A 17546-nucleotide genomic window follows, 5' to 3' on the forward strand; every position below is an offset into this window, starting at 1 on the left:
AACAAGCACGAATCCATCACGTGCCGGTTACCAGCCAGGCGGTTCCGTTGGCGCGGCGGGTCAACGTGATCAGGCGGGCCGCCATCCACACGCCCAGCGCGCACCAGAGCGCCACCACGCCCAGCCCGGCCGCGACCAGGGCGGCCGGCAGGTAGGCGAGCGTCGTCCACACCCCCGCCCAGGCGAGATACCGCTGGTCGCCGGCTCCGATGAGCACGCCGTCCAGCACGAACACCACCCCGCAGAGCGGCTGGAGCAGCGCCACCGGCCACAGCAGGTCGAGCAGCAGCCCGGCGACCAGCGGGTCGGCGTCGAAGAGCCCGGGCAGCAGCGGCCTGGCCGCCAGCACGAGCAGCCCGAGCACGATCCCCGACCAGATGCCCCACTGCACCATCCGCTTCGTGGCGGCCCGGGTGGTCTCGACGTCGCCGGCGCCGAGCGAGCGCCCGGTGATGGCCTGACCGGCGATGGCGATGGCGTCCAGGGCCAGCGCGAGCAGCGTCCACACCTGGGTGGCCAGCGCGTACGCGGCCAGCTCGGCCTCGCCCATCCTGGTGGCGATGACGGTGGCGGCCAGGATCACGATGCGCATGCAGAGCGTACGTACGAACAGGGCGAACCCCACCGTCCCCGCCTCCTTGACACCCGCCGTCGAGGGCGTCAGCGGCGTCCCCAGCCGCCTGGCCCCCCGCGCCACCACCACGAGGTAGACGGCGGCGCCGAGCGTCTGCGCCAGCACCGTGCCCCACGCCGACCCGGCGATGCCCCACCCCAGCCCCAGCACGAACCAGGCGTTCAGCGCGGCGTTCAGCGCGAACGAGCCCACGGCCACCACCAGCGGCGTCACCGTGTCCTGCAGCCCGCGCAGCACGCCGGTGCCCGCCAGCACGACCAGCATGCCGGGCGCGCCGATCAGGCTGATCCGCAGGTACGTCACGGCCTGCGCCGCCTGCGACCCGACCGCGCCGAACAGGTCCACGATGGCCGGCGCCAGCGGCCAGCACACCGCGATCACGGCGGCGCCGAGCGCCAGCGCCAGCCAGATGCCGTCCACGCCGCTGCGCATGGCCCGCACATGGTCACCGGCCCCCGACCGGCGCGCCACGGACGCGGTCGTCCCGTAGGCGAGGAAGACGCACAGGTTCACCAGCGTCGTCAGGACCGTCCCCGCCACGCCCAGAGCGCCCACCGCCGTGGTGCCCAGGCCGTGGCCCACGATGGCGTAGTCGGCGAGCAGGAAGAGCGGCTCGGCCACCAGCGCCCCGAAGGCGGGCACGGCGAGGCGGAGAATCTCCCGATCTCTGGATGTAATGGGCATTGGTCCATTATGAGCCTTACACGGCGTGTCGGGCCAACTTTCTTTCCTCCACAGCCAGTGGACACTGTTCGCCCTGGTCAGTGCCGCTTCGGTGGATATCCGCAAGAGTTATCCCCAGGCTCCGTCCACAGGCCGTTCACACCCTGAGGGCCGTCATCCACAGGTCATCCACAGGCTGGCCACAGGGTTGTCCACAGGTCACGTTGCCGACGGCGCGTTACTCCGGGAAACTGTCACACCGGTCGACTACAAGTGGGGGTGGTGCGACCGCCTGCGAGTTTGTTCTAGGGGGCGCGGTGAGCATAGACGAAGAGGTCGGCGCGGGAGCCGGCCCAGGTTTCGAGCGAACACCTCCCAACAACATCGAGGCGGAGCAGTCGGTCCTCGGCGGCATGCTGCTGTCGAAGGACGCCATCGCCGACGTCGTCGAGATCCTGCGCTCCGACGACTTCTACCGCCCCGCCCACCAGATGGTCTACGACGTCATCACCGACCTGTACGGCCGGGGCGAGCCCGCCGACGCGGTCACCGTCTTCGACGAGCTGCAGAAGCGCGGCGAGATGGCCAGGGTGGGCGGTGCCGCCTACCTCCACACGCTCACGGCCGTCGTCCCCACCGCGGCCAACGCCGGCTACTACGCCAAGATCGTCCGCGAGCAGGCCATCCTGCGCCGCCTCATCGAGGCAGGCACCCGCATCGTCTCCTTCGGCTACGGAGGCCAGAACGAGGAGGTCGACGAGCTCGTCGACCGCGCCCAGGCCGAGATCTACCAGGTCACGGAGCGCCGCACCTCGGAGGACTACGCGCCGCTGGCCGACATCATGCCGGGGGCCCTCGACGAGCTGGAGGCCATCGGCAGCCGCGGCGGCCAGATGGTCGGCGTCCCGACCGGCTTCGCCGACCTCGACCAGCTCACCAACGGCCTGCACCCGGGCCAGATGATCGTCGTCGCCGCCCGCCCCGCCATCGGCAAGGCGCTGGCCCTTGACACGCCACTGCCCACGCCGACCGGCTGGACGACGATGGGAGAGGTAGAGGTCGGAGACCAGCTCATCGGGTCCGATGGGAAGCCGACCAGGGTGGTCGCGGCGACCGAGGTGATGCGCGGAAGGCCGTGCTACGAGGTGGAGTTCAGTGACGGCACAGTGATCGTCGCCGACGCCCAGCATCAGTGGCGTACGACCACTCGCGCCGCCAGGAAGGCGAGACACGCCGGTCGCAGGTTGCACTGGACGCCCGAGGCCGTGCGACGGGTGCGGGAGGCGTACGAGGCGGCTCAAGCCGACCCCCGCAGGGCGGTCACTCGTCGCGAGGTGATCGAGGCGGTAGGGGAGGAGTTTCGTCACGTCCTGCACACAGTGCAGCAGGAAATCGGGATGTCGACGAAGATGCCGGTCCTCGCGGGAGGTCCAGCTCGGGGCGCCTACGCCCGTCACGTGCCGGCCTATCCGGCGGCGTCGCTCCTGGGGGCCCTCTACGCGCGTGTCGTCACGCCGAGGAATGCCGCTACCACGGCTGTTCACCAGGACGTGTTCACCACCGAGCAGATCGCGGGCTCGCTGCGGTGCGTAACCGACGGTCGGCCGAACCACGCAGTGCCGGTGGCCGCGCCCTTCCAGCTCACGGAGAAGGAACTACCGCTGTCTCCCTACGCGCTCGGCGTCTGGCTTGGTGATGGCCACAGCGCGACAGCTCGGTTCACCACGGTCGATGCGGAGATCATCGACAACTTGGAGGCCGAAGGCCTCCGCGTCACCAGGGTCGGTTCCAGCGTCACTTACCATCTCGCCCTGCCAGAGGCGGAGCCGTTTTCCCCGCGATCTTGTGTGGTGTGCGGGGAGACGTTCGTGCCGCGAACTTCCCAAGTCCGCACATGTGGCAGATCATGCGGAGGCAGGGCCAGGACCGTTTCGGATCCGATGAGGAAACCTGTGTGCCCGGACTGCGGGGGTCCGTCGAGCGGATTGCGGCGCTGTCAGGCCTGTCATCGGGACCACGGGACCTTGCAGGCCATCCTGCGTGGGCTTGGTGTGCTGCACGACAAGCACATTCCCGCGGCGTACCTGCGGGCATCGGAGAGTCAGCGGCGCGACCTGCTGGCGGGCCTGCTCGACACCGACGGGTACATCAACACCAAGGGGCAGATTCAGCTCGCCGTCACGAACCGGCGGCTTGCGCACGATGCGCTGGAGCTCATCCTGAGCCTCGGCTACAAGGCCACCATGCGCACCAAGCAGGTCCAAGGCCGCAACGCGGACTCGTCCACCTGCTACATGATCAACTTTACGACTCCGGACCCGATCTTCCGGCTCTCGCGCAAGGCATGCAGGCAGTCCGGCACGGCGCGTCCGGCTACCCGGGTCCGCTACATCGTTGACGTGCGGCCGATCGAATCGCGCCCGGTCCGCTGTGTCGAGGTCGACAACGACGACCACATGTATCTCGCAGGCAGATCTTGCATCCCGACCCACAACAGCACGCTGGGCCTCGATTTCGCCCGTTCTGCGGCGATCAAGCATGGGATGACCACGGTCATCTTCTCCCTGGAGATGTCCCGCAACGAGATCACCATGCGACTGCTGTCCGCCGAGGCCCGCGTGGCGCTGCACCACATGCGCTCCGGCATGATGGGCGACGACGACTGGACCCGCCTGGCCCGCCGGATGAGCGAGGTGGCCGAGGCGCCGCTGTTCATCGACGACTCGCCGAACATGTCGATGATGGAGATCAGGGCCAAGTGCCGGCGGCTCAAGCAGCGCAACGACCTGAGGTTCGTGGTCATCGACTACCTCCAGCTGATGAGCTCGCCGAAGAAGACCGAGAGCCGCCAGAACGAGGTCTCGGAGATCTCCCGTGCCATCAAGCTGCTGGCCAAGGAGCTCGAGGTGCCCGTCATCGCGATCTCGCAGCTCAACCGTGGTCCCGAGCAGCGTACGGACAAGCGCCCCCAGGTCAGCGACCTGCGTGAGTCCGGCTCGATCGAGCAGGACGCGGACATGGTCATCCTGCTGCACCGCGAGGACGCGTACGAGCCCGAGTCACCCAGGGCGGGCGAGGCCGACCTGATCGTGGCCAAGCACCGTAACGGCCCCACGGCGACGGTGACGGTGGCGTTCCAGGGCCACTACAGCCGGTTCGTGGACATGGCCCAGCACTGACCCGCCGTCAGGCCGCCTCGTCCGTGGACTCGGGAGCGGGGACCAGCTGTACGCGGGCCTGCTCCTCGGGGAAGACCCACTTCCTGAACGCCCAGAAGCGGAAGACCATCGCGACCAGCGTGCCGACGATCTGGGCGCTCACGAAGTCGGCGATCTCCTGGGTCACCAGGCTCACGTCCGGGGTCTCCAGGCCGAAGACGTACCGGGAGATCCACAGCGGCGCGGAGCTGAGGACCAGGCCGACGCCGCTGACCAGGAAGAACAGTGCCGCCTCGTGGCGGCGCTCGCGGCCGCCCCTGGTCCGGAACGACCATTCGCGGTTCAGCACGTAGGACACGATCGTCGCCACGAGCACCGCGATGACCTTCGCGGTCACCGGCTTGGGCTCCAGGACGGTCAGCTTCAGCCCGTAGAACACCGCGTTGTCCACCAGGAACGTCGTCCCGCCCACGACCGCGAACTTCAGCGGTTCGCGATGCCTCAGCGCGAGTGCGCGCAGCGGGCCCGGCAGTCTCGCGAGTAGTGCGTTTGCTATTCGGAGCACCCCCGATCTTCTCACCGGCCGGACACTGCCGGGTACACGTGTGACCGACCAGACAGCCGGCGGCGGAATGGCGTTGATCGCTCCGGTGCTCTAACGAGTGACTGGAGCGAAGGGAAGAACGCCATGACCATCCTCGTCGCCTACGACGGCTCGGCTGACGCGCGCGCCGCGATCGAGTTCGCCGCCAAGCACCTCGCGGCCGAGCCCACGGTGATCGTCACGGTGTGGGAGCCGCTGCTCGTGCAGCTCAAGAAGTACCCGCTGGCCGCGGGCGCTATCGACCCCGGTACGGAGGACGAGGCGAGGGCGCAGGCCGAGCTGCACGCCAGGGAGGGCGCGGAGCTGGCGGTCACGGCGGGGCTGAGCGACGTGACCTACCGGGCGGTGGCCGACAACGAGTCGATCTGGAAGACGATCGTGGACGTGGCCGACGAGCTGGACGCCTCGGTGATCGTGACGGGTTCGCGCGGCCTGGCCGGAGTGCGTTCGGTGCTGCTGGGCAGCGTCTCCAACCACGTGCTGCACCACGCCCACCGGCCGACCCTGATCGTCCCGCCTGCCAAGAGCCGTTCCTGATCGTCCCGCCGGCTAGGAAGGCGTAGGGACGCAGCAGTTCTGCTGCGGGGGGCAGAGCCGGGTGTCGATGCGCCGCGCGCCCGGCCCCTCCTCGCCCAGCCGGTCGTAGGGGTTGGCGACCGGGCACCGGTCCAGAGACAGGCAGCCGCAGCCGATGCAGTCGGTGAGGTCGTCGCGCAGCCGCTGGAGCTGCTCGATGCGGTCGTCCAGCTCGCCGCGCCAGGCGGCCGACAGCCTGGCCCAGTCGTCGCGCGTGGGGGTGCGCTCGTCGGGCAGCTCGGCCAGCGCGTCCTTGATGACCTTCAGCGGGATCCCGATGCGTTGCGCGAGCCGGATGAAGGCGACCCTGCGCAGGCTGTCGCGGCTGTAGCGGCGCTGGTTGCCGGCGGTGCGCCGGCTGCTGATGAGGCCCTTGGCCTCGTAGAAGTGCAGGGCGGAGACCGCGACGCCGCTGCGCTCGGCGAGCTGGCCGACGGTCAGCTCCTTGGTGTTCCAGGCGACCTTCGTCATACCTGGAGATTACTTGAGGGTCCGCTCGAAGAGGGTCTCCAGCGCGACGATCGTGCGCGTCCCGGTCACGCCGTCCACCTGGAAGACCCGGCGCAGCACGTCCTGGAGCTCGCGGGTGCCGGCCGTACGGACCTTCAGCAGCACCGAGGCGGGGCCCGCGATGACGTGCGCCTCCTCGACCTCGGGGATCGCCGCCAGCGCCGCGCCGGCGTCGCCCATCCACGAGCCGCCGTCCACCAGCACGTACGCCGTCACCGCCCGCCCGAGAGCCTCCTGGTCCACCTCGATCGTGGTCCGCCTGATCACGCCGCGCTCGCGCAGCTTGCGTACCCGCTCGTGCGCCGCCCCGCTGGACAGCCCCACGGCCTGGCCGAGCGCCGCGTACGACCGGGTGGCGTCCTCCTGGAGCAGCCCGACCAGCATCCTGTCGATGTCATCCACAACCGAATGCTATCCGGTCATACCGCAAAACGACCGAACCACGTATGGTGTTCGGTATGACGGACACGATCCCCACGGAGTTCGAGGTGCTGGACGAGCGGTTCGGCGCGATCGGCGGAGACGACAAGGTCGAGATCCTGCACACCGGCACGCGCTGGGCTGAGGGGCCGGTGTACTTCCCGGCCGGCCGCTTCCTCGTCTGGAGCGACATCCCCAACGAGCGGATGTTGCGCTGGGACGAGCTGAGCGGCGCGGTGGGCCCGTTCCGGCAGCCGTCCGGCTACACCAACGGCAACACGCTCGACCGCGAGGGCCGGCTCGTCTCGTGCGAGCAGGGCAACCGCCGGGTGACGCGCACCGAGCACGACGGCTCGATCACGGTGATCGCGGACCGGTGGCAGGGCAAGCGCCTCAACAGCCCCAACGACGTGGTCGTGCGCTCCGACGGCTCCATCTGGTTCACCGATCCGCCGTACGGGATCCTCAGCAACTACGAGGGCGTGGCCGCCGAGCAGGAGATCGACGGCTGCCACGTCTACCGGGCCGACCCGGTGACGGGCGAGGTGCGGATCGTGGCCGACGACTTCGTCCGGCCCAACGGCCTGGCCTTCTCCCTCGACGAGCGGCGGCTCTACGTCGCCGACACGCGGGCCAGGCAGTTGCGGGTCTTCGAGGTGGGCGACGACGGCACGCTCGGCGGCGGCAAGGTCTTCGCCGAGGGCGGCGAGCAGGACAACTACGACGGCCTGCGGCTCGACGACACCGGCCGGGTGTGGATCGCGGCCGGCAAGGCGGTGCTCTGCTACGACCCCGACGGGACTCTCATCGGCCGGCTCAGGCTGCCCGAGTTCACGGCCAACCTGGTGTTCGGCGGGCTCAAGCGCAACCGCCTGTTCATCACGGCCTCGTCCTCGCTGTACTCGCTGATGACCAACGTCACGGGTGCGCGCCCGGTGTGGGCCGGGCGCTGACCCCTCCCTCCGCGCCCCCGCGGCGGTGGGAAGCCTCACTCCCAACGGAACGTCCGCACCGCCAGCCCGCCGAACAGGACCAGCCCCGCGGCCACCACGACCAGGTGCATGAGCTGCGGCGGCTGCCCCACCCAGGTGTCCTTGAGCGCCTGGGCGAACGGCCCGGCGACGGAGAAGTCGCTGATCACGCGCAGCGGTTCCGGCATGACCTCGCGCGGCACCCACACCCCGCCCAGGAACATCAGCGGGAACATCACGGCCGACCCGATCCCCGGCGCGGACTTGGCACTCGGCGCCAGCGAGGCGATCACCAGCCCGATGGCCAGCAGCGCGGCGGTGCCGAGCAGGAAGACCAGGATGAACCAGGCCCACTGCCGCGGCGGCGTGGAGCCGAACGCCAGCCAGGCGGCCAGGATCAGGATGCCCGTGGACACGGTCCCGACCGCCAGGTTGATCAGGAGCTGCGCGCCCAGCACCCGCGCGGGATGCACGGGCGTGGTGGACATCCGCCTGAGCACCCCCTGCTGCCGGTACGCGGCCAGCACCGCGGGCAGCACGCTGCACGACAGCGTCAGCAGCGCGAGCAGCGCCATCGAGCTGGGGAAGTACGCGTCCACGATCCGCTCCCCGGAATCCTGCTGCCGGGTGAAGTCGGGGATGCTCATCCCCAGCACGAGCAGCAACCCGGCCGGCAGCCCGATGGTGAACAGCAGGGTCGGCCAGTCGCGCAGGTGCAGCTTGGTCTCCATGACGAGCAGCTTCATGACAGCTTCCTTCCGGTGAGCGCGAGGAACGCGTCGTCGAGGGTGGCCTGCTCGATGCGCAGGTCTCCGGGGACGACCTGGTGGTGTGCCAGGGCGAGGGTGACGGCGGGGGCCAGGTTCCCCGAGCCGCTGACCACGACCGAGTCGCCGCTCCTGGTGATAGCCCGCACCTCGGGCAGCGCCAGCAGTACGGCGTCGTCGAACTGCGCGGACGGCCGGAAGCGCACCCGCTGCTCGCCGCCCGCCTGGGCGATGAACCCGGCAGGCGTGTCGGTGGCGACCACCTTGCCGGCGTCGATCAGCGCGAGCCGGTCGCAGAGCCGCTCGGCCTCCTCCATGAAGTGGGTGACCAGCACGATCGTCACGCCCGTCTCGCGGACCTGCTCGACCAGCTCCCACGTGTCCCTGCGGGCCTGCGGGTCGAGGCCGGTGGTCAGCTCGTCCAGCACCGCCACGCGCGGCCGGCCCACCAGGGCCAGCGCCACGGACAACCGCTGCCGCTGGCCGCCGGACAGGCTCTTGAACATGGTGTCCCGCTTGGCGGACAGGCCCACCCGTTCCAGCAGCTCCCCCCAGTCGGCGGGGTCGGGGTAGAAGGAGGCGTACAGGTCCATGGCCTCCCAGACCTTGATCTTGTCCGGCAGGGCGGCGCTCTGGAGCTGCATGCCGAGCACGCGGCGCAGCTCGTCGCGGTCCTTGCGCGGGTCCAGGCCGGCCACCCGGACCTCGCCGCCGTCCCGCTTCCGCAGGCCGGCCACGCACTCGACCGTGGTGGTCTTGCCGGCGCCGTTCGGCCCGAGGATGCCGAAGATCTCGCTCTCGGCCACCTCGAACGAGACGTCCTCGACCGCGAGGTGGTTCGGGTACTGCTTGCGCAGATTCCTGACCTCGATGATTTTCATGGTGACGACGCTAGAAGCGCCTCACCCAGCGGGTAATCCGGCTGGATGCCCGGCAAGGGTGTATCTAGGTGCAGTGTCATGACGTGGCCGGTTGGCGCACACTGGGGACATGCTGCGAAGGTACGGACGGGTCCTGGCGCTGCTCGCGCTCGCCGTCGTGCAGGCCGCCATGGCCGGCCTGACGGGCGTCATGCTGCTCCTGTCCTTCGCCCTGGGCATGGTCTTCCTGTTCCCGCCGCAGGTGATGATGGTCAGGGAGCTGGCCGAGCTCAACCGCAAGCTGGTACGCGAATGGGCCGGCGTCGGGATCGACCGCCCGTACCTGCCGCCGCCCCCGCCTCCCGTCCCGCAGGCCGACGGGATGTACCGCTCGGAGCGCACGCTCTACAAGTCCCCCCGCGTGCCCGCCTGGAACAACCGGTGGAAGTGGCTGGTGAGCGACCCGGCCACCTGGCGCGACGAGGCCTGGCTGCTGCTCGACCCGCTGGTCAAGGTGGTGCTGGCGCCGCTGCTCCTGCTGCTGCCCGGGCGCGGCCTGCGCGTCTACGGCCTGTGGAGCAAGAAGCTGCTCGACCCGACCGCCGCCAGCCGCCTGGCCGGCCAGGTCAGCCACCTCCAGCGCACGCGCAACCTGGCGGCGGACTCCCAGGCGGCCGAGATGCGCAGGATCGAGCGCGACCTGCACGACGGCACACAGGCCAGGCTGGTGGCGATCGGCATGACGCTGGGCGCCGTCGAGCAGCTCGTCGAGAGCGACCCCAAGGCGGCCAAGGCGCTGCTGGCCAAGGCCAGGGACGCCTCCTCCGAGACGCTCACCGAGCTGCGCAGGGTCATCCGCGGCATCCACCCTCCGGTGCTCGCCGAGCGCGGCCTGGCCGACGCCGTACGCGCGCTGGCCATGGACAGCCCGCTCGACGTCACCGTGGAGGTGAACCTGCCGCACCGGCCGGAGGCCCCGGTGGAGGCGGCGGTCTACTTCGCGGTCAGCGAGCTGCTGTCGAACGCCGCCCGGCACGGCGACGCCCGCACTGCGGCGGTGGACATCAGCACCAACGGCGCCAACCTGCGCGTCACCGTGACCGACGACGGCATGGGCGGCGCCGACCCGGCCAAGGGCAGCGGCCTGACCGGCATCGAGCGGCGGCTGGCGGCCTTCGACGGCGTGCTCGCCGTGCACAGCCCGCCTGGCGGCCCCACGACGGTGAGCATGGAGCTGCCCAAGGTGCTGCCCACGTCCTGGACGGGCGCGTCGTCCAGGATGCCGCGCTGGAAGACGGCCACGGTCGTGCTCCTCTGGGCCACGGCCTGGTGCCCGACGTTCCCGCAGGGCATCGTGGCCGGGATCTTCAAGATCTTCGGCATCGAGGAGAAGACCTGGTTCCTCGCCCTGCACCTGCCCGAGCCCTGGCAATGGCCGACGATCACCGGCATGATTCTGGTCGGTGTCCTCATGCACGTCATGGCCATCCGCATCCCCGCCTCGCACGACCGCGACAAGTTCATGGCGGAGGCCTCCCCGACGAAACCCTGGTGTTGATGAACCGCGTACTGATCGCCGAAGACCTCTACCTGCTCAGGGACGGCCTGGTCCACCTGCTCCAGGCGCACGGCTTCACGGTCGTGGCGGCCGTGGAGAGCGGCCCCGAGCTGCTGAAGGGCCTGCTGGAGCTGCGTCCCGACGTCTCGATCGTGGACGTGCGGCTGCCGCCAACGCACACCGACGAGGGGCTGCAGGCCTCGCTCGCGGCCAGGAAGCAGATCCCCGGGCTGCCCGTGCTGGTGCTGTCCCAGCACGTCGAGCAGCTCTACGCGCGTGAATTGCTGGCCGACGGCTCGGGCGGGATCGGTTACCTGCTCAAGGACCGGGTCTTCAACGCCGAGCAGTTCGTGGACGCCGTACGCAGGGTGGCCGAGGGCGGCACCGCCATGGACCCCGAGGTGATCGCCAAGCTGCTGGCCAGGAACGCCAGGAACGAGCCGCTGGCCGCGCTCACGCCGCGCGAGCGCGAGGTGCTGGAGGCCATGGCCGAGGGCCGCTCGAACGCCGCCATCTCGCAGCGCCTCTACCTCAGCGAGAGCGCCGTGGCCAAGCACACGGCGTCCATCTTCGCCAAGCTCGGCCTGGCGCCGTCGGACGACGACAACCGGCGCGTGCTGGCCGTGCTCGCCTACCTCAACAGCCGCTGACCTCCCGGCGGGAACCGCTCAGAGTTGTCGGTCGCAGCGGCTATTTTCATAGAGGCACGTGGCGACGAAGAGGTGGTTTCAGGTGAAAATCCGGGTTAACCGCGATGTTCTTGCAGAAGCGGTGGCATGGGCTGCCCGCATCCTGCCCAGCCGCCCCGTGGTGCCTGTCCTGTCCGGGCTGTTGCTGGAGGCGGGTGAGGAGCTCACCCTGTCCGCGTTCGACTACGACGTCTCGGCGCGGGCCGCGATCGACGCCGACGTGGCCGAGGAGGGGCGGGTGCTGATCCCCGGCCGGCTGCTGGCCGAGATCAGCCGCAGCCTGCCCGCCGACGACGTGGAGCTCGTCACCGAGGGCGCGGAGGCGGTGCTGACCTGCGGGAGCGCCGAGTTCGGGCTGATCACGATGCCGGTCGAGGACTTCCCGACCCTGCCGGCCATGCCCGAGAGCATCGGCGCGATCGGCGGCGGCGTGTTCGCCTCCGCGGTCGGCCAGGTGGCGCCGGCGGCGAGCCGCGACGACACGCTGCCGATGCTGACCGGCATCAGGGTCGACATCGAGGGCGACTCGGTGGCGATGGCGGCGACCGACCGCTACCGCATCGCCGCCCGCGACTTCGCCTGGCGCCCGGCCCGCCCCGACGTCGCCGTGTCCGCCATGGTGCCGGCGCGGGTGCTGGTCGAGGTGGCCAAGTCGCTGCGCGGCGGCGAGGTCTCGATCGCCATGGGCGACGGGGTGGCCGGGTTCGAGAGCGTCGGGCGCAGCACGACCGTGCGGCTGCTCGACGAGCAGTTCATCGACTACCGCGCGCGCCTGACCGCCGACTGGTCGATCAGGGCCGACGTGGCGGTGGCGCCGTTCGTCGGGGCGATCAAGCGGGTGGCGCTGGTGGCCGAGCGCAATACCGCGATCCGGCTGTCGTTCAGCCAGGGCCAGGTGCTGATCCAGGCGGGCGGGGGCGACATCGGGCGCGGCGCCGAGGTGGTCCCGTGCGAGCTGCGCGGCGAGGACATCCAGATCGCCTTCCAGTCGCAGTTCCTGCTCGACGGGCTGACGGGCATCGAGAGCGAGCTGGCCCGGATCAACATGGAGTCGCCCACCAGGCCGGCCCTCATCCAGGACGTGCCGGGCGACGCCGAGCCGGCCTTCCGCTACCTGGTCATGTCGCTGCGCCAGACCTGAGGGTCATGACCCCGCCTGGCGCGCGGCGACGAGCCTGAACACCCGCTTGAACTCCGCGTACGCCTCCTCGCCGACCGCCTTGGCGTGCTCCGCCTCCATCTCGGCGAGGATGGCGTCCGACTTGGCCATGTGATCGAGCCCCTTCTCCGTCGGCACGATCAGCTTGGCCCGCCGGTCCGCCGGATCGGGCTGCCGCTCGACGTACCCGAGCGCCACCAGCTCGTCCACCAGCGTGCCGATCACCTGCTTGTGCTGGCCCGACTGCGTGGCCAGGTCCGTGGCCCTGCTGCCCGCCACGTCCAGGTACGCCAGCACGGCCCCGTGCCTGGGCCGCAGGTCCGGATGCCCCTGCTCGCCGAGCTTCGTGAACAGCTCCCGCTGCAGGCTGAAGAGCGTCCTGCTGGACAGGACTCCGAGATCCGGATCCTCCTGCTTGCGTTGGCTCCTGCTCACCGCACACTCCCGATTTAGTCACTGATTTTGACGGTCACTAATTCTTACTATATTGTCGAGGCATGACGACGACGGTGGAACTCACCCGGTTCCGGGTGTCTCCCGAGCGTGCCGGCGACCTGCTCGCGGTACGGCCGGGAATGATCGCTGACTTCCAGGCCGACAGGGCCGGGTTCCTGGGCGCCAAGCTGGTCCGCGTGTCCCCTGACGAGTGGCTGGACATCGTGGAGTGGCGCTCGGGCGCCGACTTCGCCGCATCGCGGGCGAAAGGCGGCAACCTGCCCGGCATCCGGGCCTTCTTCGACCTGATCGACGAGCTTGTCTCCACTGAGGAGGGGACCCTGTCATGACCATCTTGATCACCGGTGCGAGCGGTACCGTTTCGCGCGCGGTCCTGCGCTCCCTCGAAGGCACCGCGGACGTGCGGGTGCTGGTGCGCGACCCGGCCAAGGCGCCGGCGGGCGTGCAGGTCGCGGTCGGCGACCTGGACGAGCCCGCCACGCTCGACGAGGCGTTCCGGGGTGTGAGCACGTTGTGGCTGCTGACCGCCATGGGGCCGCACGCGCCGCACCGCAGCATGAACGCCGTCTGGGCGGCACGGCAGGCGGGGGTGGGCCACGTGGTGCGCATGTCGGCCATCGGCGCCGCGCACGACGCGCCGACCCGCAACGGCCGCCTGCACGCCCTCTCGGACGTGGAGCTCATGGCCTCCGGCCTCGACTGGACCATCGTGCGCCCGGCCTTCTTCATGCAGAACCTTTTCGGCTCGGTCAACGGCGACACCCTGTACGGCGCGCTGGGCGAGGGCCGGATCGGCATGGTCGACGTACGCGACATCGGCGACTTCGCGGCCGAGGTCCTGCGCGCGCCCGCGCGGCACAAGGGCGCCACCTACACTCTCACGGGCCCGGCCAGCATCTCGCTGGGAACGGTCGCGGAGGACCTGTCGCAGGTGTACGGCACGCCGATCGGCTACCAGCCGGTGCCCGTGGAGGCGGGCGTGCAGGCGATGCGGGAGGCTGGGCTGCCCGAGTGGGACGCCAAGGTCACGGGGGAGTACCTGGTCGCGTACTCGCAGGGCTGGGGCGACTTCACGACCCCCGACTTCGAGGAGGTAGTGGGCCGCCCGGCCACGCCGTTCCGCACCTTCGCCCGCGACCACGCGGCGGAGCTGCGGCCCGCGACTCGGTGAGCCTTCGCCCGCGCGCAAGTCGCGGCCTGCGATTCGGTGAGCCGCCGCCTGCGGGGAGTTGCGGCCTACGACTCGGTGAGCGCGATGAGGATGTGCTCCATGCAGGCGTGCCCGGCCCGCTCGGCCGCCGCCGCGTCGCCGGCGGCGATGGCCCGCGCGATCGCGTCGTGCGGGATGTAGCTCTTGTTGAGCGACGTGCCCGCGGCCGTGATGCTGGCCCTCAGCGCCGCCGAGAAGTCCTCGTACAGGTCGATGAGCACGAGGTTGTGGGTGGCGTGCGCGACGGCCATGTGGAAGGCCAGGTCGGCCTCGACGAAGAAGTCGGGGTCGTCCAGGTCCCAGGCCCGCTCGCGCTCGGCCAGCGCGGCCTCGATGCGCCGGATGTCCTCCTCGGTGCGCCTGGTGGCGGCCAGGCGGGCCGACTCGACCTCCAGCGCGCGACGTACCTCGAGGATCTCGAGCTGCTCGGCCTGGCGCAGCCGCCGCAGCATCGCGCCGGACAGCTCGCTGGTCGCGCGGACGTAAGTGCCGTCCCCCTGACGGCACTCGAGCAGCCCGGCGTGCGTGAGCGCGCGTACGGCCTCACGAACGGTGTTGCGACCCACTCCGAGCTGCTCCGCGAGCACGGTCTCGGTCGGGATCTTGCCGTTCATCGGCCACGACCCTGATGTGATCTGCTCCTTGAGCTGATCGATCACCTGGTCGACGAGCGAAGCCCGCTGCGCCGTACGCAGACTCACAGTCCGCCTCCTCCGGGGAAACCAGTCATCCTATGAGTCAATGACTGGTAGACCCTAATTATTCCAGACTCAAAACGCCAAATCTGGAGCTCCCGGAGGTTCAGCGGGACACTGTGGCGTCTACCGTCACCCCTGCCATGGCGGAGCGGACTCCGGCAGCTTCGAGGGCTTTACGATATGCCGCCGTCTGCTGTGCTGTGGCCGTCGCCCTGCCGTACAGATCGCCCAGCTCACGCCAGCAACGGGCGGCCTGGCGGTCGGAGCCGAACACCGGGCGGTCGAGCGTGGCCAGCAGCTCGTGCGCCTGCCGCAGGTGCGCGGAGGCGTCGCCGTCACCGTCGAGCGCGATGGACGCCAGCACGAGGTGGGCCTCGGCAGGCGTGGTGCCCGAGTGGTCGTGCGAGAGCCCCAGCGCCGTGACGGCCAGCTCGCCCGCCGCGACCGGGTCGCCGGCCCGCAGCTTGACCCGCGCGTGCACGATCAGGCTCTCACCATACTCGCGCGGAGTGCCCGGGAACTTCGCGAACGCCCTGACCGCGCTCGCGATGAACCGCTCCGCCTCCTCGATCGGTGCCGTGGGGATCCTGGACCAGTGCATGGCGGTCCTGGCCAGCTGCAGCGCGAGCCGGGACTGGCGGCCCGCCCCGATCGCGTCGTCGGCCAGGCGCACGGCCAGCGCCGAGTCCTCGCCCGCCGCCGCGGCGGCACTGGCGTGCCACAGGGCCTGGATCTCTCCGGAACGGTCCACAACTTCAGGTACGCCTGACAGGTCCAGCACCTGCCTGACGTACATCAGCTCGGGGGAGTCGCTCTCGCTCTCGCTGCGCGCCTCGATCAGGGCGGCGGCCAGGTCGGTGGCGAGCTCGCCGCGCGTGATGGACAGCCGCTCGGCCTGGGCCAGCGCGGCGGCGGCCAGGTCACGGGCCCGCAGCCGGTCGCCCGCCCGCTGGTAGCAGCGGCTCAGCGCGATCGTGAGCGGCAGGTCGGCCAGCCGCTCGGGGTGAGCCGCGGCCTCTCTCCTGAGGCGCTCGAACGCCTCGACGGCCTGACCCAGCCTGCCCTGGGCCTCCAGCGCACGCGCCCTGCCGAACCGCGCCTGCGCGGTCAGCATGGCGTTCTCCTCGTCGGCGGCCTTCACGATCTCCGTGAACCGGTCGGCGGCGATGGACGGGTCTCCGTGCTGCAGCTCGAGCTCGGCGTGACGCAGGCCGAGCTCGGTGTCGATGCGCTGCCGAGGCTCGATCCCGTGAAGGAGGAACTCGGTCGTGCACCCCAGGCGCTCGGCGAGGAGCCGGGCCACCACAGGAGTCGGCGTGCGCTTACCCGACTCAATGAGCGAGACATAACTGTCAGACAGGTCGGGTCCGGCCAGCTGGGCCTGAGACATCCGCCTGTTCAGCCGCAATCCTCGGACGCGGTCACCGATGGTTCCCTGACTCGGCATCTCATCTCTCAGGGCGGGGAAGGGTCAACAACACGCAATGATTGCATGAAGTAGCCGAATCTGGTATCCCCGCGTGAAGAATTTGCCACGTCGAGATTAATCGTCGCTGTCGTCCTTGCTGGGAAAAAGCATCTGACAGACCTCGAGGTACAGGGTTTCCGGATACGGAATGTACTCGACCGTTGACAGAGCCTGATCCTGACCGGCCGACTCGAGGATGAACTCACCGTAACCGAGCATGCGCCCGAGCAGAGATCTTTGGAAGCTCATGTCGGTGACCTTGCCCAGGGGCATCATCGCGACCTTCCGCGTGATGAGGCCCGTGGTCAGCAGCATTCGCTTGGAAGTGACCACAAAGTAATCGACCGACCACTCCGCGACTTTCCATACGAAACGGATCAGTAGCAGGAGCCAGAGCCACCAGACGACGACGAGCGCCGTGCCGCCCGCCTCACCGCCGCCGAAGAACCTGCTGAGCAACGCGGCGATGATGAGGCCGCCGAGCACCTCGCCGACCGGGCGCAGCAGGATGGCAGGATGCCGCCGCACCATGATGACCTGTTGTTCGTGGGGGAGGAGGTAGCGGTTGACCGACGATGGAGCTGAGTCCCCGTGGGTCACAAGTCTCATGAGAGGCTGTTCACAAATTGGGCCAGCGAGTCGGCCGCGTTGAACACCGTGTCGAACGCTCCTCTCACCGCGTCCGCGGCGTCAGCTGGTCGCGCGAACAGGTAGTACGCAACAAATGCGATACCACCGTATGTGAGGACCTTTTTGACCTGCACCGTCGCCTCCGTGCCACTAACCCACTCCACCCGCCAACTACATTACCCACCCGAGTGCCCGGGTAAAGGTGACTTGGCGGGTTAGTTTCGATCTTGCTTAGCCGCGCTCGCTGGCCACCAGAGCCAGGACGTGAAGGTGCTTGCGCGCGATGCGCTCGACCAGGCTCGGATGGGCGTAGCCGGTGACCTCCAGCGCGCCGTAGTGCGCCGCCTCCACGCAGCGCGTTACGGTGGTCGCGGAGTGGACGCCGGCGAACTCGTCGCACAGCACCGTCTCCACGTCCGCGTACGGAGTCGGATCCGTCTCGGTGTGATCGGTCATCTGCTCCCCCACGCGCATGCGGAAGTTGCCTTCCTGTCTCTTCGTACCCACTCAACCAC

General features: G+C 69.7%; 20 protein-coding genes. 8 read left to right on the forward strand and 12 right to left on the reverse strand.

Going from position 1 to position 17546, the window contains the following annotated elements:
• Window positions 1-16: 16 nt before the first annotated feature.
• Window positions 17-1318, reverse strand: coding sequence for an MATE family efflux transporter (locus HD593_RS58160; protein WP_185111357.1), 1302 nt, complete (start codon window positions 1316-1318; stop codon window positions 17-19).
• 296 nt (window positions 1319-1614) lie between these two features.
• On the opposite strand from HD593_RS58160, the gene dnaB reads away from it, so the two are divergent.
• Window positions 1615-4476 carry a replicative DNA helicase gene (gene dnaB / locus HD593_RS58165; RefSeq protein ID WP_312904480.1) on the forward strand — a complete coding sequence of 954 codons (2862 nt, stop codon included), beginning with the start codon at window positions 1615-1617 and terminating at the stop codon, window positions 4474-4476.
• Between the two features lie 7 nt (window positions 4477-4483).
• On the opposite strand, the gene HD593_RS58170 is transcribed toward dnaB, so the two are convergent.
• On the reverse strand, window positions 4484-5020 hold the full coding sequence (locus tag HD593_RS58170; protein WP_312904413.1) for a GtrA family protein: 537 nt from the start codon (window positions 5018-5020) through the stop codon (window positions 4484-4486).
• 123 nt (window positions 5021-5143) lie between these two features.
• Between HD593_RS58170 and HD593_RS58175 the strand changes: the two genes are divergently transcribed.
• Window positions 5144-5596 carry a universal stress protein gene (locus HD593_RS58175; RefSeq protein WP_185111359.1) on the forward strand — a complete coding sequence of 151 codons (453 nt, stop codon included), beginning with the start codon at window positions 5144-5146 and terminating at the stop codon, window positions 5594-5596.
• A gap of 12 nt (window positions 5597-5608) precedes the next feature.
• Here HD593_RS58175 and soxR read toward each other — a convergent pair whose 3' ends face one another.
• Window positions 5609-6106: a redox-sensitive transcriptional activator SoxR gene (soxR, locus tag HD593_RS58180; RefSeq protein WP_185111360.1), complete on the reverse strand. Its 498-nt coding sequence runs from the start codon at window positions 6104-6106 to the stop codon at window positions 5609-5611.
• A gap of 9 nt (window positions 6107-6115) precedes the next feature.
• The gene (locus tag HD593_RS58185) at window positions 6116-6547 is read right to left on the reverse strand and encodes an Lrp/AsnC family transcriptional regulator (RefSeq protein ID WP_312904414.1); all 432 of its coding nucleotides are present in this window, start codon (window positions 6545-6547) and stop codon (window positions 6116-6118) included.
• A gap of 56 nt (window positions 6548-6603) precedes the next feature.
• Here HD593_RS58185 and HD593_RS58190 point away from each other — a divergent pair, with 56 nt between their 5' ends.
• The gene (locus tag HD593_RS58190; protein WP_185111361.1) at window positions 6604-7518 is read left to right on the forward strand and encodes an SMP-30/gluconolactonase/LRE family protein; all 915 of its coding nucleotides are present in this window, start codon (window positions 6604-6606) and stop codon (window positions 7516-7518) included.
• Window positions 7519-7553: 35 nt separating this feature from the next.
• Here the strand turns inward: HD593_RS58190 and HD593_RS58195 are convergent, their stop codons facing one another.
• Window positions 7554-8282, reverse strand: a complete 729-nt coding sequence (locus HD593_RS58195) for an ABC transporter permease (RefSeq protein ID WP_185111362.1) — start codon at window positions 8280-8282, stop codon at window positions 7554-7556.
• Complete coding sequence (locus tag HD593_RS58200) at window positions 8279-9184, reverse strand: ABC transporter ATP-binding protein (RefSeq protein WP_185111363.1); 906 nt, start codon at window positions 9182-9184, stop codon at window positions 8279-8281. Before HD593_RS58200 ends, HD593_RS58195 begins: the two co-directional genes overlap by 4 nt.
• Before the next feature lie 109 nt (window positions 9185-9293).
• Here HD593_RS58200 and HD593_RS58205 point away from each other — a divergent pair, with 109 nt between their 5' ends.
• The 3 genes from HD593_RS58205 to dnaN all read left to right on the forward strand — a co-directional run bounded on the left by HD593_RS58205 (window position 9294) and on the right by dnaN (window position 12551).
• Window positions 9294-10721 (forward strand): sensor histidine kinase, encoded by a 1428-nt coding sequence (locus HD593_RS58205; protein WP_185111364.1) that lies wholly within the window; start codon window positions 9294-9296, stop codon window positions 10719-10721.
• Window positions 10721-11371, forward strand: coding sequence for a response regulator transcription factor (locus HD593_RS58210; RefSeq protein WP_185111365.1), 651 nt, complete (start codon window positions 10721-10723; stop codon window positions 11369-11371). The genes HD593_RS58205 and HD593_RS58210 overlap by 1 nt, the downstream gene beginning before the upstream one ends.
• 82 nt (window positions 11372-11453) lie before the next feature.
• Window positions 11454-12551, forward strand: a complete 1098-nt coding sequence (gene dnaN / locus HD593_RS58215) for a DNA polymerase III subunit beta (RefSeq protein WP_185111366.1) — start codon at window positions 11454-11456, stop codon at window positions 12549-12551.
• 3 nt (window positions 12552-12554) lie between these two features.
• On the opposite strand, the gene HD593_RS58220 is transcribed toward dnaN, so the two are convergent.
• Window positions 12555-13004 (reverse strand): MarR family winged helix-turn-helix transcriptional regulator, encoded by a 450-nt coding sequence (locus tag HD593_RS58220; protein WP_185111367.1) that lies wholly within the window; start codon window positions 13002-13004, stop codon window positions 12555-12557.
• A gap of 62 nt (window positions 13005-13066) precedes the next feature.
• Here HD593_RS58220 and HD593_RS58225 point away from each other — a divergent pair, with 62 nt between their 5' ends.
• Together HD593_RS58225 and HD593_RS58230 are read left to right on the forward strand one after the other, a co-directional pair.
• Window positions 13067-13354: an antibiotic biosynthesis monooxygenase family protein gene (locus HD593_RS58225; RefSeq protein WP_185111368.1), complete on the forward strand. Its 288-nt coding sequence runs from the start codon at window positions 13067-13069 to the stop codon at window positions 13352-13354.
• Window positions 13351-14196: an SDR family oxidoreductase gene (locus HD593_RS58230; RefSeq protein WP_185111369.1), complete on the forward strand. Its 846-nt coding sequence runs from the start codon at window positions 13351-13353 to the stop codon at window positions 14194-14196. The genes HD593_RS58225 and HD593_RS58230 overlap by 4 nt, the downstream gene beginning before the upstream one ends.
• Window positions 14197-14261: 65 nt before the next feature.
• On the opposite strand, the gene HD593_RS58235 is transcribed toward HD593_RS58230, so the two are convergent.
• The 5 genes from HD593_RS58235 to HD593_RS58250 all read right to left on the reverse strand — a co-directional run bounded on the left by HD593_RS58235 (window position 14262) and on the right by HD593_RS58250 (window position 17538).
• Window positions 14262-14936, reverse strand: coding sequence for a FadR/GntR family transcriptional regulator (locus HD593_RS58235; protein ID WP_185111370.1), 675 nt, complete (start codon window positions 14934-14936; stop codon window positions 14262-14264).
• A gap of 100 nt (window positions 14937-15036) precedes the next feature.
• On the reverse strand, window positions 15037-16380 hold the full coding sequence (locus HD593_RS58240) for a helix-turn-helix domain-containing protein (RefSeq protein ID WP_185111371.1): 1344 nt from the start codon (window positions 16378-16380) through the stop codon (window positions 15037-15039).
• Between the two features lie 96 nt (window positions 16381-16476).
• Entirely contained in the window at window positions 16477-17010 is a 534-nt protein-coding gene (locus HD593_RS58245) for a PH domain-containing protein (protein ID WP_185111372.1), read from the reverse strand.
• Entirely contained in the window at window positions 17007-17165 is a 159-nt protein-coding gene (locus tag HD593_RS60855; RefSeq protein WP_168010888.1) for a hypothetical protein, read from the reverse strand. Before HD593_RS60855 ends, HD593_RS58245 begins: the two co-directional genes overlap by 4 nt.
• Before the next feature lie 97 nt (window positions 17166-17262).
• Entirely contained in the window at window positions 17263-17538 is a 276-nt protein-coding gene (locus HD593_RS58250; protein WP_379478852.1) for a hypothetical protein, read from the reverse strand.
• Between the last annotated feature and the right edge of the window lie 8 nt (window positions 17539-17546).

This window comes from Nonomuraea rubra (assembly GCF_014207985.1).
In the GTDB taxonomy this organism is placed as follows: domain Bacteria; phylum Actinomycetota; class Actinomycetes; order Streptosporangiales; family Streptosporangiaceae; genus Nonomuraea; species Nonomuraea rubra.